The sequence below is a fragment of the Peribacillus sp. FSL H8-0477 genome (assembly GCF_038002765.1).
Taxonomy (GTDB): Bacteria; Bacillota; Bacilli; order Bacillales; family DSM-1321; genus Peribacillus.
In genome coordinates, this window is record NZ_JBBODE010000003.1 from 13594 (window position 1) to 29966 (window position 16373).

Genomic DNA, 16373 nt, shown 5'->3' on the forward strand with positions numbered 1-16373 from the left:
AGAGTTATAGTGATTTTTTATTTGAAACTTTTTCCAATCATTTCCGTAAAACTAGTATGGAAAAAAATTTTATAGAGGAGTGTTACTAATGGAAACTGTCAAACAAGTCAATGAAAATGAAAAGGAAAAACCATCCATACTCGGGATGATTGGGAGCCCGTCGGCACAATTCGTGAAAATGCGGTATAATCCTGCATTTGCAATGGCCTTAACCATTGTCACTGGTTTGTTTATTATTGGCATGTGGTTAACGACTTTCACAATGGATCAGATTTATGAAGGGTTGGATTTAAGCGGGGAAGAGCTTGATATCGCCATATTAATCGGTAAAGTAACCGCCGTGATTACGGGTATTTTAAGTGCTGGTCTAGGTGCATTATTCTCCAGCGTCATTTTATTACTTATTGCCAAAATTGTTCGATCAGGTGTAACGTTCAAGCAGTTATTTTCTATGAATATTCACCTCATGGTCATTTCTGCCCTCGGTCTTATTTTAAATACAGCTGTGGGTATAGCTATTGATCAATCATCAACCATTTATTTCACCAGTCTTGCGGGTGTGCTAAACAGCGATTCAGCTGTTTTAGGCTCGATTGAATTGTTTTCAATTTGGTCCGCTGTACTATTAGGATTCGGACTCCAAAAAACGGCTGACTTTTCGAAAACGGCTTCATGGGTAGTTGTCATTCTTACCTTACTTTTTTCCGTTGGTCTAGCCTTTATGGGAACTCTTTTCACCGGTCTGACCTCATGAGAAAGAAGGTATGGATTGGTATCAGTCTTACCCTCGCAATCACCCTAATGATCGGAATAAGCGTGTATCGTCAAGCATTTGCTGTAACACCTGAAGTCAAGGCTGTTACGGTTCAAACTGAAAACATCTCTTCGCTTTTGATGATTCCCGGAACGGTAGAATTAGAAAGTACTCAGGACATTTTTTATTCAGCTGATAGGGGAGAAATAAAGAAGATTACGGTGAAAGAAGGACAAACAGTAAAAAAAGGACAAGTACTTGCAACACTTGAGAACCCTCAAATGGAACTTGAATACGACCAAAATGAATTAGCGATTGCGTCGGCGGCCATTAAGATAAATCAACTTAACCAACAAGTTGCAGATCTTAAAGAAAAAGAAAAAGACAGCCTAAAACAACTAAGTAAAAAAGAAACTGAGAAACTAATTAAGCCTGAACGTCAGCAGCTCTCATCGGAACAAAAAATGGCAAACCTTGATTTAAAGCAGCTGAAGCTAAAGCAGGACATGCTAAGAAAACAACAAAAAGAGTTAACCATCAGTAGTCGAATCACAGGAACCATCCTGTCGATTGATCAAGCACAAGCAGAAGGTTTTCCAGGGAATACCGAGCCTTTCATTAGAATAGGCAGTCTTGACAGCATGGTGGTAAAAGGGGTCCTTTCAGAATATGACACACTTAAAGTGAAGAATAAGCAGGCTGTTACACTAAAATCTGATGCTGTATCAGATAAGGAGTGGTTTGGGGAAATCTCACATATCGCTGCACTCCCTGATAAGAATACAACCGTTCAGGGAAGTGAACAAGCTGTACAATACCCTATCACCGTTCGGTTGAAAAGCAATGATATTTTGAAGCCTGGGTTCCAGCTCTTTATGGAAATTGAAACAGAATCAAAAGAAGCACTAGTCGTGCCCATGGAATCAGTATTTGAAGAAAAGGGAAAACAGTACGTTTATAAACTAAAGAATCAGGAAGCCGCTAAACAGGAAGTGACTATTGGAATTACGGCAAAGGATCAGCTGGAAGTACTAAGCGGTGTTTCAAGTAAGGAAAGAGTGGCTGCAGATGCTGCAAACGTAAAGGACGGTATGGAAGTGGATATACAATGATTATCATGGAGAATATTATCAAATCCTATAAAATAGCAAAAGAAGATCTACATGTCTTATCACACATCAATCTGACCATTCAGACAGGCGAATTTGCAGCAATCATGGGTCCATCAGGTTCAGGTAAATCAACACTAATGAATTTGATCGGCTGTTTGGATACACCAACGAGCGGAAATTATTATTTTGCTGGAGAAAACGTTGCATCTTATAAAGATGAAGAATTAGCACGTATACGAAATTCATCAATTGGTTTTGTGTTTCAGCATTTTCAATTACTACCGAGATTATCGGCACTGAAAAATGTTGAACTGCCGATGATTTATGCTGGCATCTCGAAGAAAGAACGACGAGATCGTTCCGAAGAAGCCTTAAGAAAGGTTGGACTAACTGATCGAATGGACCATTTGCCAAATGCCCTTTCGGGTGGACAAAAACAACGGGTTGCAATAGCCCGAGCCATTGTTAATGAGCCGAAGTTACTTCTAGCGGATGAACCAACTGGAGCTCTGGATTCAAAAACAAGTGAGACAATTATGGAGCAGTTTTCGAAGTTGAATGATGAAGGAGCTACCATTATCCTTGTTACCCATGAAGCAGAAATTGCCTCTTATGCAAAGCGGACCATTACCGTCAGAGATGGACGAATTATCTCTGGATCAGGAGGAATCACATGAGCGTAATGGAAAATCTGCTCATGGCAGTTAGTTCGTTAAAGGCTCATAAGCTGCGATCGCTGTTAACAATGCTTGGGATTATTATTGGTGTTGGAGCAGTTATTATCGTTGTCGCAATCGGTCAAGGCGGGGAAGCAATGTTGAAATCACAAATTGCCGGTTCAGGCAACACGATTGAACTGTTTTATCAGCCATCGAACGAAGAAATTGCTGCCAATCCAAACATCTATAATCAAGCCCCCTTTTCCCAAGAAGATATTCGTGTTGTGGAAACGATTCCTGGTGTAAAGCAAGTTGTGGCAACGAGCTCTGCCTTTTCAACAGTTCGCTTTCGTGAAAAAAACTCGGACAGCTCGGCAATTGGTATAAACCAAGCTTACCTCGATGTAAATGATATTGAAATAGCAAAAGGACGAGGATTTTCAGCCTCAGATTTCATCAGCGGCCGCCGAGTTACTCTGATTAGTTCCTTTATGCAGGAAGAACTCTTTGAAGGCAAATCACCTATTGGAGAAATCATTCGAATTGGTGCGCAGCCTGTTGAAATCATTGGTGTATTAGAGAAACCAACTGGCTTATTAGCTTTCGGATCAGTTGAAGCCTACCTTCCATACAACACCTGGAAAACAATTTTTGCTAAAAATGACATTACGCAAATAACGTTACAAGCAGAGTCTGCTGACCAAATCAAACAGATTGGGCAAACAGCTGCCAGAAAGGTTAATCTTCTTCATGGTACAGAGGATTCCTATCAAGTCATTAATATGGAGGAAATTGCTCAAGGCATAGGACAGATTACCAACATCATGACATTAATCATCGGAAGTATTGCTGGTATTTCCTTATTCGTCGGTGGTATCGGTGTTATGAATATCATGCTTGTATCCGTTACGGAACGGACACGAGAAATTGGCATTCGAATGGCGCTTGGAGCAACAAGGAAACAGGTGCTTACCCAATTTTTAATCGAATCAATGACCTTAACATTAATCGGTGGGATAGTGGGTATATTGATTGGGTGGGGTACATCCGCTCTAATTTCTTTCTTTGCCGGCTGGCCTTCCTTAATCTCTTGGCAGGTAGTTCTTGGCGGTGTCGTATTTTCGATGATCATTGGAATTGTTTTTGGTCTTCTTCCCGCGAATAAGGCAGCGAAACTTAACCCAATTGAGTCATTGCGTTATGAGTAAACGATATGATGGAATGGGTAATTATTTCTTGGGAAAGCGCAAAAACAGCTAAAATTCTCCTAAATTCACTTTTTTGAAAGAAATTCTGCAAAAAGTATGTCTGATCTAGAATCCTAAAATATGATTTTTCTGCATAAGAGTTTTACAATAGAGGGAGTCTTGAACAAAAATACTCATAGCAGTATGATAAATGGAATTTGGAGGGTAGCATATGCTGCAAACAAACATGACATTAAAAAACCAAGAAAAGATTGAGAAACTATTGAAGGATATCGTACAAGAGTCTTATGAAGAAGTACGTGAAGAAGGTTATCTATTATGTATGGATTGCGGGGATGTAGATTTGTATATCACTGCAGCTAACCATGTAGAACTTCAAGATGCAATTGATGAAAACTTTGAACTAGATGAATGCGGCGATATCATAGAATGCAAACAACATGAGCAGTTAATGGATGATTTGTATGAATATTTTTTAGAACTCCACAAAAACAGCGGTTTGTTCGATTTCTTTCCATCCGGGCACTATACGGTTAATAATGAACAAAGGGCATCAGATACTGACATGCTTGCACCAAAGAACCAATACTACGCACCATTTGAAGATGCAAAGGTAGAGAAATAAGAGGAAAACAGCCGTCACGATGAGGCTGTTTTTTTGTAGGAAAATTTATAACCACTGTCGTTAGGATATATCGAGTACAAGTCTGCATAAACTAATAGTGTAAGACTTTACTAGATTAAAAGATGCTTAAATAAATTCATATGAATGCAGGATTTCTTAGTTTTATGTCGAATTTTAGAAAAATGAGTTTATAGAGTACCTTACGACCTATAAAAAGTGAAGATTGACTAATTATCCAATATATGAATATAATTTACTATATTTAAAAAATTCACAAAATAAAAAATTAAAAGTTTTTTGTTAGTGAATGAAGGAGAACTCTACATATATTTTTGCTTTGAAAGGAGAGAAAGTATGATCAATTTTGAAAAAGTGAACAAGTACTTTGGCGACTTCCATGTGTTAAAAGATATTAATCTTACCATAAACAAAGGGGAAGTCGTTGTGGTAATCGGTCCATCTGGTTCAGGGAAAAGTACCCTGCTTCGCTGCATTAACCGCTTAGAAACCATTTCAAATGGTGTGTTGACCGTTAATAATCTCTCAGTTGGAGACAAAAAAACGGATATCAATAAACTACGCACAGAAATTGGAATGGTATTTCAGCACTTTCATTTATATCCACATAAGACTGTTCTTGAGAACATCACACTTGCTCCCATGAAAGTGCTAGGTCAATCGGAGGAAGAAGCGAAGAAAATTGCTAGAAAATATCTAGATAAAGTCGGTATTTCTGAAAAAGCAGATTCATACCCAGCACAGCTTTCAGGCGGACAGCAGCAGCGTGTAGCTATTGCCAGAGGTCTTGCCATGAATCCAGAAATCATGCTTTTCGATGAACCAACTTCTGCCTTGGATCCTGAGATGATTGGTGAGGTGCTTGATGTTATGAAAGCATTAGCCTTAGAGGGAATGACCATGGTGGTTGTGACACACGAAATGGGGTTTGCTAAAGAAGTGGCAGACAGAATCGTGTTTATGGACCAAGGACAAATTTTAGAAGAAGCAATTCCGGCTGAATTCTATGAGAACCCGAAGGAAGAACGGGCACAATTATTTCTCAGTCGTATTTTAAATCATTAAAAAAAACAGGGGGTACGAATATGTTTGTACAAAACAAATGGGTGAAATTAGCAATTGTTCCACTAATGGCTGCACTTGTTCTATCAGGATGCGGGAAAGATGAAGGAAAAAAAAGCGGGGATGAAGGGGTTTTAGCACAAATTAAAGATAAGGATAAAATTGTGTTCGGCGTTAAAAATGACACGCGGCTATTTGGTTTAAAAGATCCAGGTACGGGTGATGTGGAAGGCTTTGATATCGATATCGCCAAAGCACTGGCCAACGAAATCCTTGGCGATGAAACAAAAGTTGCCTTTGAAGAGGTAACCTCGAAAACGAGGATTCAACTTCTTAACACAGGGAAAATCGACGCTATTGTCGCAACAATGACGATTTCTGAGGAACGGAAGAAAGAAGTAGATTTCACCGATGTATATTTTGATGCTGGACAATCATTGTTAGTGAAAAAGGGCAGTGATATTACAGGAATAGATACGCTTAAGGGCAAAAAGGTCCTAGCTGTTAAAGGATCGACCTCAGCGGTAAATATCCGTGAAAAAGCACCAGATGCTAAAGTTCTGGAATTCGAAAACTATACAGAAGCATTTGCTGCATTAAAAGCAAAACAAGGGGATGCACTAACAACGGATGATTCGATCCTTTACGGCATGGTTGATGAAGATCCGTCTTATGAATTAGTTGGGGGAACTTTTACAGAGGAACCATACGGCATTGCTGTTAAAAAAGGCAATGAGGATTTTGTAAAAGAACTAAACAAGGCGCTGAAAGCTCTAAAGGATTCTGGAAAGTATGATGAAATTAAAGACAAGTGGATTAAAGCTAATAATTAATTGTATTAGTCAAGCTTTTCAGGATGGGCGAAAACCGCTCATCCTGATTCGTTAAAGGGGTTGATGAAATTTGGATTTTTCGATACTTACCAACAACATGGATATGTTTTTAGAAGGATTAAAAAATACGATTATTGCCAGTCTAATTGCTCTTATCTGCAGCTTAGTGCTTGGGACTTTAATTGCAATTTTTCGGATTGCTCCATTTAAGCCGATTAATTGGATTGGGACGGCTTATGTAGAATTTATCCGTAACATTCCACTGCTTGTTATTGCCTTCTTTATTTTTCTCGTATTCAGAATTCCTGGATTGGCTGCAGGGACAATGGCATTAACCATCTATACGGCTGCCTTTATCGCTGAGGCAATCCGTGCCGGCATCCAGTCTGTACCTAAAGGCCAGATGGAAGCAGCTAGGTCTTCAGGACTTACCTATCCGCAGGCGATGTGGAATATTATTTTACCACAGGCAATTAAAATCGTTATTCCGCCGCTGGGTAATCAATTTATCAATCTTGTGAAAAATTCATCGATTATAGCTGTCATTGCCGGTGGAGAATTAATGTATCAAGCTGATTTAATCTCAGCAAGAACATTTGTCGTTTTTGATACATATATCTTTGTCGCTATGTTTTATTTAGTCCTTACCATTCCTTTAAGTCTTGGCGTAGGGCAGCTGGAAAAACGCCTGGCTAAGAATAATTGAAGGAGGGATAACGATGGATTTTGCTGGAGCTTATACATGGGTCAATATTAAATTCTTATTAGAAGGCTTTGGAGTGACCCTTCAAGTTGCCTTTTTCGCTATTATTTTGAGCTTTTTTATTGCGGGGGCAGTAGGAACCGTCCGTTATGCTAAGGTTCCTGTTCTTTCGCAAGTATTTGCGGTAATGGTTGAGACGATTCGGAACCTTCCATTACTCTTAATTATCCTATTTACATTTTTTGCACTGCCGGAAATCGGTATAAGTATGGAGAAGATTCCTGCTGCCATTGTTGCACTGACAATCTTTGAAGCAGCGATGATATCTGAAATCATCCGAAGTGGGCTTAACTCAATTGACAAAGGTCAAATTGAAGCGGGACGATCTTCTGGATTAAGTAATTTCCAAACCCTTCGGTATATCGTTTTACCACAAGCATTACGACGTATGGTACCGCCGCTTGTTAGTCAGTTCATTTCCCTGCTGAAGGATACTTCATTATGTGTCATTATCTCTCTGCCAGAACTTACTCATCATGCACAGGTGATCTATGGTCAAAACTCTGGATATCTCGCGCCGATCTTACTATTTATCGCCTTTATGTATTTTGCGGTTAATTACACATTATCTGTTATATCCCGCCGCCTAGAAGCTAAAAATATCTAACCTACCCGGCTCAGATTCTATGAGCCGGATTTTTTCCACTTTATTCTTGAGCGTCAACTCTTAAGGAGGCCCATATGGGGAACTGGAAATATCCTATTTTACTAATTAGCGGAATCGGTATCTCTAATTTAGGAAATTGGATTTATTTGATTGCGATAAACATATCTATTTTGAATTTAACCGGGTCTGCTGCGGCAGTAGCCGGTCTTTACGTCATCAGACCGATAGCTATCTTACTGACAAATACCTGGGCAGGCAGTCTAATTGACAGGGTTAACAAACGACAGGTGATGATAACTGTCGATATTATCAGAGGGATACTCATCTTTGTTATCCCTTTTATGCCATCATTATGGTCGATTTATTCCGTATTGTTACTTATTAGTATTGCAGGTGCTTTTTTTGGCCCTAGTTCTTCCGTCTACATGACCAAACTTGTCCCAAGTGAACAGAGAAAACGATTTAACTCACTGATGAGTATGACCGGGTCCGGAGCCTTTTTACTAGGTCCTGCTATCGCGGGATTACTGATCATGTCTACCAGCACAGATATCTGTATTTTTATTAACGGAGTTACGTTTCTTCTCTGTGCACTCATCATCTTCTTTCTGCCAAATGTTGATAACGAACTAGAGCATAGAAAAGAACCCATCCGTTTGCCTATGTTGATCAATGATTATCGAGTCATCGCTGATTTTGCAAAAGGAACGAAGTATTTCATGCTTATTTACTTTTTGTTTCAAATGACCATGCTCATTAATTTTTCATTAGATTCTCAAGAAGCCACCTTTATCAAAACGCATTTACTTTTGTCTGATCAAAGTTACGGATTAATCGTGAGTTTAACGGGTGCAGGGGCCCTTGCAGGGGCAGCTTGCGGCGCATTATTGGCTAACAAGCTTTCTACACGTCTATATCTTGGAGTGGGGATGCTATTCACTCAAATTGGGTATCTCTCATTTTATCTATCTGACGATTTCATAACAGCAACTCTTTCATTCGTTTTCCTAGGTTTTTTCATGGCATTTGGCAATACAGGGTATGCCACCTTTTTTCAAAGGAATGTACCCGTATCGATTATGGGTCGTTTTGGGAGTCTGGCCGAACTCATTCAAGCGGCTGTACAAATTATTCTAACTCTGCTAGTTGGAGCTGCAGCTGAACTTTTTTCTCTCCAATTGGTATGCTTTCTCTTTGCTGCAATCGCACTAGGCTTAGCAATTGTTCTATTAATTGCGAGCTTTAATCCTTCAAAATCGATGTATTACGAAGAAAATACATCGATTTAATTCATGACACCACCCAAGCCCTGCTATGAATAGACTATAGCGAGGTGGATGGGATGGAAATAACAATTCAGGAGACAACTAACCAATCCGTTGAAAGCGCTAAACAACTTCTGACAATGGAACAAATGACTGAACCTGTTACTGACGGTTCCAGCGAATACGTAGAACAGCTTTTTTAAAACCGAGAGCAAGATTGCTCATGGATACTCAGCTGAAAGTAGTTGGGTATCTTCTTTTGTTATAAAAAAGGACGGAGGACTTATTTATGAGCGAGATTGATTCAGGTTTTGAACCCGGTTTTGAACCCTTCTTCGTGGTTTTTTTTATCATATTAGCTTTGGTAATCGGATTCTTTCTTTTTCTTGTGGTAGGATCGATTAGACAGTATTCTTTTAATAACAAACAGCCTCAAGTAACTACACATGCACAAGTTCTAACCAAAAGAACCAAAGTCAGCGGAGGCAGCGGCGATTCTTCAGCAAGCACTTGGTATTACATTACCTTTGAGACAGAAAATGGGGACCGAAAAGAGTTTCAAATAAAAGGGCAGGAATATGGAATGTTGGCTGATGGGGACCGTGGTACGCTCAGTTATCAGGGGACACGGTATCGCGGTTTTAATCGAGATGTTAACAGCTGATACTTTAGAGGTTGAGAAAAGTGAAGCAAAAAAGTACTAGCCTAACTTATTAGGGAAGACAAAGGACAGCAACAGCGGGAATACGGGCTCCAGGTGGAACAGTGGAGGAGATGAATCACGTGAAGGTGGACTACAGCAGCTCTCCGCTGGAAACATAATAGCTATAAATAGGAATAGCAAAACCGACAAGTTTTTTAATCCAAGCTTATAACACAGGAAATGGTATGACCCTGGTCTTTGCTGCTTATGCTTCTGGATAGATGTTACCTCTACGCCAACCCTTTAATCCACACATCCATTTAATAGATAGAAGTAAACTGATAATAATGGTACGATTGAAATAGTTCAATCACCCATGAAAGGATTGTCCCTTATGATAACGAAGTCTTATGATGATGCTATCGGCAGAGGTATCACACAAACGAGTAAAAATATATTTCGGCGCCTAAGTGTCCATTTAAAAGATTATGATATTACTCCAGAGCAATGGACGGTTTTAAAGAGACTTGGGGAAAATGACGGAGTTACCCAGAAAGAGCTGTCCTCCACCTCTGAAAAAGATCAAGCGACTCTAACGAGAATATTAGATATTCTTGAAAGAAAGCGTTTAATGGAACGTAAACCTAACAAAGAAGATAGACGGTCGTTTCTAATCTACATAACAGAAAGCGGCAAACAGCTTAGCCTAGAGCTTTTTCCTCTCATAGAAAAAATATTCAATGAGGAAATTCTCGTAGGAATAAATGAAGAAGAGATTGCTACTTTTTCACGTGTTTTGGATAAAATCAAACAAAATACAGCTCACTGATCAGCGGTGCAGGCTTATTGTAAAAAAATATCAAAAAAATTTCCTATATAACAAACAGATGACAATTATTAAACCACATGCTTAACCCTCAAAAATAAAAAATTCACCTCGAAATGTTTAGTAATAGGACAACTAGGGTAAAAGAGACTAGGGACTAAAGCTAAGTGGGAGGTGCTAGGATGGCAACTATAGATATTGACCAGCTTTTAGCAGCCACGGAAGAAATCGCTGATGACAGCATACATATTGACACTTTTGATATTGATCGAATTCTTGACCTAACGGATAACCTCTACAAAGCATGACTACATAATCATGCTTTTTTATTTTGTAAAAACATGGACAGCTTTTATAAAATTCTCCAAAAATGCCTTTTAAAAAGGTATAATTAAAGACATCTAGTGAGTAGGTGTCGAATTTGAATGAAACTAAGCATTTAAAAGAATTACTCGTGTTAAAAGAGATTTCAGAAACGTTAAATGCCGGAACGGATTTACGCATCACACTGAAAAATGTTCTATCAAAATTACTTAATGTGACCGGCTTTCAAACAGGATGGATTTTTTTCATTGATGCTAAAGGAAATCAAACACTTGAAGCATCGGACACACTTCCGCCAGCTCTTACACTTGATGATTATTCTCCTATGTGCAAGGGAACCTGTTGGTGTGTAGATAAATTTAATCATCAAAAACTAAATAGGGCGAGTAACATTATGGAGTGTAAGCGGCTAGAGAAGGCCATTGACTTAAAACAGGGCGACACGTATGGATTAACCCATCATGCTTCCGTACCCCTCACCTCTGGCGATGAACAATTTGGGATTCTAAATATTGCTTCACAAGGTAAAGGTTACTTTCGCGCTGAAGAATTGGCCCTTTTAGAATCAGTAGCTTACCAGATTGGCAATAGTATTAAACGAATCAAATTGACCGAACACATGCGTGAGCTTGCTCTTATAGGCGAGCGTAACCGCCTGGCAAAGGACTTACATGATTCAGTACAACAGCTGCTATTCTCTGTTAATTTGTTAGCACGAGCAGGAGAGACAGTGAATGACCTTACAGAACAAAGAAACATTCTGCAGAACATACAAAAAATCACATCTCAGGCGCAGGCTGAAATGAAAGCATTAATCTGGCAGCTGCGACCTGAAGGCTTAGAAAATGGGATCGTCAGTGCGTTAAATGCATATGGAAAGACACTTGGGTTAGACGTGACCAGCAGTATGACTGGGGTATCTATACTGCCCGCACATATCGAAGAAATCCTTTGGCGAATTGGCCAAGAAGCCTTTAATAATTGCAAAAAGCATTCAGGACAAACCAACGTAAACCTATTCATCCAACTAAGCAGCAAGAGGGTGGAAATGACCATTACAGATCCTGGTGAAGGGTTTTGCTATAATCCGTCTGCTGTGTTCCCAACACTTGGACTTCAAAGTCTGCGTGAACGAACAGATGCAGCAGGAGGGGAGTTTACTTTAACTAGTTTACTAGGGAAGGGTACAAGCATTAATGTAATGATTCCCTTTTAGGAAGAGGGCATATACGTGAAAATACGACTCATACTTGCAGATGACCATCATATTGTTCGAAAAGGGCTCCATCTGTTCTTAGGCACACAAAAAGATCTAGAAATAATAGGTGAAGCGGAAAACGGTTTGATCGCGGTCGAACTTGCGAAAACATTAAATCCTGATATTATTCTTATGGATTTATCCATGCCTGTACTGGATGGCATTGAAGCAACGAAAGCGATACTTGCAGAAAACCCAAAAGCTAAGATTATGATTTTGACAAGCTTCTCGGATAAGGATCATGTAATTCCGGCACTCGAAGCAGGAGCCTCAGGCTATCAATTTAAGGACAGTGACCCTGATCAGCTTGTTACCGCAATACGCTCTCTCTATCAAGGGGAGAAACAACTTGACCCTAAAGTCACATCCAGTCTGTTATCCTACCTGCAAGGACAAAAAGAACCTTCGCCTATTCAAGAATTAACGAAACGAGAAAAAGAAGTGCTTAAGGAAATTACCTTAGGTAAAAGCAACAAGGAGATTGCAGCCGCTCTTTTTATTACAGAAAAGACCGTAAAAACGCATATATCTAATATTCTTTCAAAACTCTGCCTTCAGGACCGCACACAAGCTGCGTTATATGCTGTCCGGAATGGGTTAGATCAAACAACAACGAACTAACTAAGAAGACACCTAAGAGAGGCGCACATCAAATGACTGGAAAAACACATCTAATGGGCGGTGTTGCCGCAACCATTATCCTTACACATACGAATACATATGATCCACTTTTATTTATTTCAGCAGGAGCGATTGGGGCTTTACTACCGGACATTTGCCATAGCGGCAGTAAAATTGGCCGTAGATTTAAAGGATTATCTAAACTAATCAATAAACTCTTCGGACATCGTACCATTACGCATAGTCTTTTGTTCTTAATCTTAATCAATATGCTGGTTGCTTTCTTAACAACCAATGAAGGAATTCGTGTGGGAATCCTCATCGGAATGGTAAGTCATTTACTTTTAGATGCGGCTACTAAAAACGGCATTAAACTCCTATATCCCTTGAAACTGACGATACGATTTCCCTTAACGATAAGAACAGGTGATAAAGGCGAAGCCGTTGTCATGGCACTGTTGAGTTTGCTTGTTTTGTATTATTCAAAAGATGTGTTAATTCATTATCTATACTAAAAAAAGGCTGCATGTCTCTGTAGACATGCAGCCTTTCTTATATGTACCTGGTTCGTTTATTCTTCGCCTCTAATAAATCCAAGAATGGCAAAAACAGCAATGAATCCTACGATTAATAGAATTTTAATGGAGAGAACTAATACGTCATCCATAGAGAAAACCTCCTGTTAAAAAAGATAATAGCAATAACTTACGAACATTCCTTCAAATTATACCATAAAACACATTCAGAAGGGATGAAATACCAAGAGAGGAAAAAACAAACCCCGCTCAGACTGGGCGGGGTTTGCTAGCGTTCATAGTCCTAACGCTTTTTTAGTCGAGCCGCCTACAATTCCATCTGCTTTCAATTTCTTAGCTTTTTGAAAGCTCTTTACGGCCTTTTCAGTTCCTGGACCAAAGAACCCATCAATCCCGTTTGTGCGATAGCCTAGTTTTTCTAATTTCTTTTGTAAGGTAACAACTCGCGGCCCCGAGCTGCCTTTCTTTAATACCCCGCCTATACTAACCGCTTTACTTGCAGGATTTCCCTTTACCTGGTAGCCTTTAGAGGCGGCAATAGCGGTAAATGTCTTCGAAGATGTAGTAATAATAACAGGAGTATTGTATTTTACTTTACCATAAAGCCATACTACATCGTCATTATACATTCTAATACAGCCTGAACTTACATATTTCCCAATAGATGAAGGATTGCTGTTTCCATGGATCGCATAGGTATCGCCCTTTGTTTGTCTTGCATTAATACCCAACCATCTTTTCCCTAATGGATTTCTTGGATCTCCGCCTTTAATTTTTCCCTTATAATAGGGACGGTTAACAATTTTTTTAACAATTTTAAACGTACCCTCTGGAGTGTATGATGCCTGACGTCCGGTACCAACTGAAAAAGAACGTTGCAGCTGATTATTTTCATAGAAGGCTAGTTGATTCGTAGACTTGTTGATGATAATTAATTGTTTTTTTCCAGAAGCGGCTTCTGTTGTTTTTCCCCCAAACAATAGAAAGCAGGATAAAATAGAGACAATAGACAATAAAACTAATTTCTTCATTGATCCCCGTCCTTTAATAAAAATATGTCTATTTATCTTATGATACGAATCTGAGATGATAACCTCTTTTTATAATCAATAATAAGCGGTTCACAATGTTTTTCTCCCCCCAGATTGAACCGATGCACAATGCCTATAAAAACAGTATATATCCAAAACATGGTAAAATGCTTCATAAATAAACCCAGAAATTCCGACGTATTTTTTACAACGTTAATATGAGTGCACAAAATGGGCGGAAACAGGATACAATATAAGAATAACCTGGAAACAAAGGGAGGGCCTTATGAGTAACAAAAACGTAGACGATATTTTACAACAAGGAATTTTCGGAGCCAAGGAGCTTAAACCAGCAGAACGCAAAAAATACCTAGGAACCTTTAGAGAGCGCGTCGTAGCCGTATTGACACAGGGGCAGGTGCATGAGAAGACCATCTATCGTGAATTGATTAAACGAATGAAAACATATAATGAATCCACCTTGCTGCTGAATGCGGATATTGATTATGCGTATTTAAAAAAGTATGTCGATGCAGCGGTGGAAAATAAAATTCCCTACAAACTAGTTATGAATAAAGAAGCGGAAACAGAGATTGGTTTAGTTCTTGCGGTAGAAGATGCTATTGATCTTGAAGATATAGCACTCACCAGACCAATTATTCAAAAACCAGTAGAAAAGCCAAAGAAGCGTTCCTTTATCTATAAAATCATGCATTGGGTGAAGGGGAAGACTCAAAATTAACGTTAAAAAAAACGACCCAGGGGGTCGTTTTTGTTTAGCTTGCTTTTTTCTTTTGATTTTTTGCTGCTTCGCTTAACGGAGCATTTTTAAGGTATGAACCCCAATAAGCTGCTGAAACGAATATGGCTCCACCAATCGCATTACCGATAAATACAGGAACAAAGTTATTGAAATAATCTCCCCAGCTGATGCTGCTTCCAGCAAATATCGCAGCAGGAATAACAAACATGTTGGCTACAACGTGCTGGAATCCGATGGCAACAAAGGCCATGATTGGGAACCAGATAGCAAGAATCTTTCCAGAAATATCTTCCGCACTATACGCCATCCAAATCGCTAAACCAACAAGCCAGTTACAGCCGATTCCAGATAATAACGCTTGGATAAAACTTGCATCGACTTTTGCCTGTGCAGTTGCAATTGTCTTATGCAAATATGGTTCTGTCTCTGTTAAACCAACTAAATGGCCAAACACATAAGCAACAAATAGGGCACCAACGAAATTAGCCACGGTGATGATGATCCAGTTAGACATTAATTTAGATAGTGTAACTCTTTTTGTGAAAAATCCCATAGCTACTGACATCATGTTTCCTGTAATCAATTCACCGCCAGCGATAACAATTAATATAAGTCCGATTGGAAAGACGGCTCCTCCGATTAGATTACCAAGTGTTGCCCATTCTGCAGGAAGTCCTGCAGTGATTCGGATGGAGAGCAGGTAACCAATTGAAATAAAGGCTCCTCCTAAAAATCCTAATATAAGCATTGCAGTTAAAGATAATGAAGCTTTTTTTACGCCATTATCGGCAGCAATTTGTGATATTTGCTGCGGGGTTTGAAATCCCATTGTATTGCCTCCTAAGTTTGATCTAAGTATTTATATAATCCCTTTGCAAAAGGGGATTACCCTAAATTGATAATTATTACCCAAAGAAAAGGACCGGGGCACAAAACTGATACCCCGAATCCATACTAGTAATCTGTTACTTTATTTGTCTTGCTTTTTTAATTCTTGGCCCATTCCTTTTAAGAAATGGATGCCAAATCCTAATGTACGATTAATGTCTGGATCTTTCATTACTTTCATTAAATCGCGGATACGAATTTGTTTATCGGTTTTTAAGAAGTCACTGCCTGATTCAATTCCAGCCACCGTACTTTTAACAAGAGTGGTTGTTTTTTCAGGATCAGCAGCCATTAAAGCACCAGTTGCTCCCATGACTGTATTCATCAGATTGGTTACAGGTTCACGAGTGACTTGACCTAATGCTATTTTAGTAATTTGTTCTTTTGCTAGAATCATCTTTTCAGCAGCTTCAAGAACACCCATTGAGTTAAGTTCACCGACAATCCCCATTATCTTATTAAGGGATTCTTCGTTGTCTGTAAGCAGTGATTTTAATTCATCAAGCTTTTGTTGTTGAATTTCTTCTTCAGTAGGAATATTTTTTCTAATAAACGAAATCGGTTCTGCCATTGTAAA

Annotated in this window: 21 protein-coding genes; 18 read left to right on the plus strand and 3 right to left on the minus strand. The window is 39.1% G+C overall.

The genetic code is table 11. From position 1 onward, the window contains the following. Nucleotides 1-88 precede the first annotated feature (88 nt). The 17 genes from MHI18_RS21190 (at nt 89) to MHI18_RS21270 (ending at nt 13093) form a co-directional block, all read left to right on the plus strand. Nucleotides 89-754: a YIP1 family protein gene (locus tag MHI18_RS21190; protein ID WP_340850363.1), complete on the plus strand. Its 666-nt coding sequence runs from the start codon at nt 89-91 to the stop codon at nt 752-754. Continuing rightward, the gene (locus MHI18_RS21195) at nt 751-1866 is read left to right on the plus strand and encodes an efflux RND transporter periplasmic adaptor subunit (protein WP_340850364.1); all 1116 of its coding nucleotides are present in this window, start codon (nt 751-753) and stop codon (nt 1864-1866) included. Before MHI18_RS21190 ends, MHI18_RS21195 begins: the two co-directional genes overlap by 4 nt. Further along, nucleotides 1863-2543, plus strand: a complete 681-nt coding sequence (locus MHI18_RS21200) for an ABC transporter ATP-binding protein (RefSeq protein WP_340850365.1) — start codon at nt 1863-1865, stop codon at nt 2541-2543. The genes MHI18_RS21195 and MHI18_RS21200 overlap by 4 nt, the downstream gene beginning before the upstream one ends. Then, nucleotides 2540-3733: an ABC transporter permease gene (locus tag MHI18_RS21205; protein ID WP_340850366.1), complete on the plus strand. Its 1194-nt coding sequence runs from the start codon at nt 2540-2542 to the stop codon at nt 3731-3733. Before MHI18_RS21200 ends, MHI18_RS21205 begins: the two co-directional genes overlap by 4 nt. A 211-nt stretch (nt 3734-3944) precedes the next feature. Next, on the plus strand, nt 3945-4358 hold the full coding sequence (locus tag MHI18_RS21210; RefSeq protein WP_340850367.1) for a hypothetical protein: 414 nt from the start codon (nt 3945-3947) through the stop codon (nt 4356-4358). A 354-nt stretch (nt 4359-4712) separates the two neighbouring features. Beyond that, entirely contained in the window at nt 4713-5441 is a 729-nt protein-coding gene (locus MHI18_RS21215; RefSeq protein ID WP_340850368.1) for an amino acid ABC transporter ATP-binding protein, read from the plus strand. A gap of 20 nt (nt 5442-5461) precedes the next feature. Continuing rightward, nucleotides 5462-6271: a transporter substrate-binding domain-containing protein gene (locus MHI18_RS21220; protein WP_340850369.1), complete on the plus strand. Its 810-nt coding sequence runs from the start codon at nt 5462-5464 to the stop codon at nt 6269-6271. Between the two features lie 97 nt (nt 6272-6368). Continuing rightward, a complete protein-coding gene (locus MHI18_RS21225; protein ID WP_340850470.1) occupies nt 6369-6977 on the plus strand; it encodes an amino acid ABC transporter permease in 609 nt (202 codons plus the stop codon). A gap of 13 nt (nt 6978-6990) precedes the next feature. Next, nucleotides 6991-7641, plus strand: a complete 651-nt coding sequence (locus tag MHI18_RS21230; RefSeq protein ID WP_340850370.1) for an amino acid ABC transporter permease — start codon at nt 6991-6993, stop codon at nt 7639-7641. A 74-nt stretch (nt 7642-7715) separates the two neighbouring features. Further along, a complete protein-coding gene (locus tag MHI18_RS21235; RefSeq protein WP_340850371.1) occupies nt 7716-8930 on the plus strand; it encodes an MFS transporter in 1215 nt (404 codons plus the stop codon). A gap of 53 nt (nt 8931-8983) precedes the next feature. After that, nucleotides 8984-9109, plus strand: coding sequence for a hypothetical protein (locus tag MHI18_RS21240; RefSeq protein WP_340850372.1), 126 nt, complete (start codon nt 8984-8986; stop codon nt 9107-9109). An 86-nt stretch (nt 9110-9195) separates the two neighbouring features. Continuing rightward, complete coding sequence (locus MHI18_RS21245; RefSeq protein WP_340850373.1) at nt 9196-9570, plus strand: DUF2500 domain-containing protein; 375 nt, start codon at nt 9196-9198, stop codon at nt 9568-9570. Between the two features lie 373 nt (nt 9571-9943). Beyond that, complete coding sequence (locus tag MHI18_RS21250; protein ID WP_340850374.1) at nt 9944-10378, plus strand: MarR family winged helix-turn-helix transcriptional regulator; 435 nt, start codon at nt 9944-9946, stop codon at nt 10376-10378. 179 nt (nt 10379-10557) lie between these two features. Continuing rightward, complete coding sequence (locus MHI18_RS21255) at nt 10558-10683, plus strand: hypothetical protein (RefSeq protein WP_340850375.1); 126 nt, start codon at nt 10558-10560, stop codon at nt 10681-10683. Between the two features lie 104 nt (nt 10684-10787). Then, nucleotides 10788-11915 carry a GAF domain-containing sensor histidine kinase gene (locus MHI18_RS21260; protein WP_340850376.1) on the plus strand — a complete coding sequence of 376 codons (1128 nt, stop codon included), beginning with the start codon at nt 10788-10790 and terminating at the stop codon, nt 11913-11915. A 15-nt stretch (nt 11916-11930) separates the two neighbouring features. Beyond that, entirely contained in the window at nt 11931-12578 is a 648-nt protein-coding gene (locus tag MHI18_RS21265) for a response regulator transcription factor (RefSeq protein ID WP_340850377.1), read from the plus strand. Nucleotides 12579-12610: 32 nt separating this feature from the next. Continuing rightward, the gene (locus MHI18_RS21270; RefSeq protein WP_340850378.1) at nt 12611-13093 is read left to right on the plus strand and encodes a metal-dependent hydrolase; all 483 of its coding nucleotides are present in this window, start codon (nt 12611-12613) and stop codon (nt 13091-13093) included. Between the two features lie 296 nt (nt 13094-13389). On the opposite strand, the gene MHI18_RS21275 is transcribed toward MHI18_RS21270, so the two are convergent. Then, nucleotides 13390-14145, minus strand: coding sequence for a L,D-transpeptidase family protein (locus MHI18_RS21275; protein ID WP_340850379.1), 756 nt, complete (start codon nt 14143-14145; stop codon nt 13390-13392). A 286-nt stretch (nt 14146-14431) separates the two neighbouring features. On the opposite strand from MHI18_RS21275, the gene MHI18_RS21280 reads away from it, so the two are divergent. After that, a complete protein-coding gene (locus MHI18_RS21280; protein WP_340850380.1) occupies nt 14432-14887 on the plus strand; it encodes a YueI family protein in 456 nt (151 codons plus the stop codon). 34 nt (nt 14888-14921) lie between these two features. On the opposite strand, the gene MHI18_RS21285 is transcribed toward MHI18_RS21280, so the two are convergent. Next, nucleotides 14922-15737, minus strand: a complete 816-nt coding sequence (locus MHI18_RS21285) for a formate/nitrite transporter family protein (RefSeq protein WP_340850381.1) — start codon at nt 15735-15737, stop codon at nt 14922-14924. Between the two features lie 141 nt (nt 15738-15878). Further along, complete coding sequence (locus MHI18_RS21290) at nt 15879-16367, minus strand: DUF1641 domain-containing protein (protein WP_340850382.1); 489 nt, start codon at nt 16365-16367, stop codon at nt 15879-15881. Between the last annotated feature and the right edge of the window lie 6 nt (nt 16368-16373).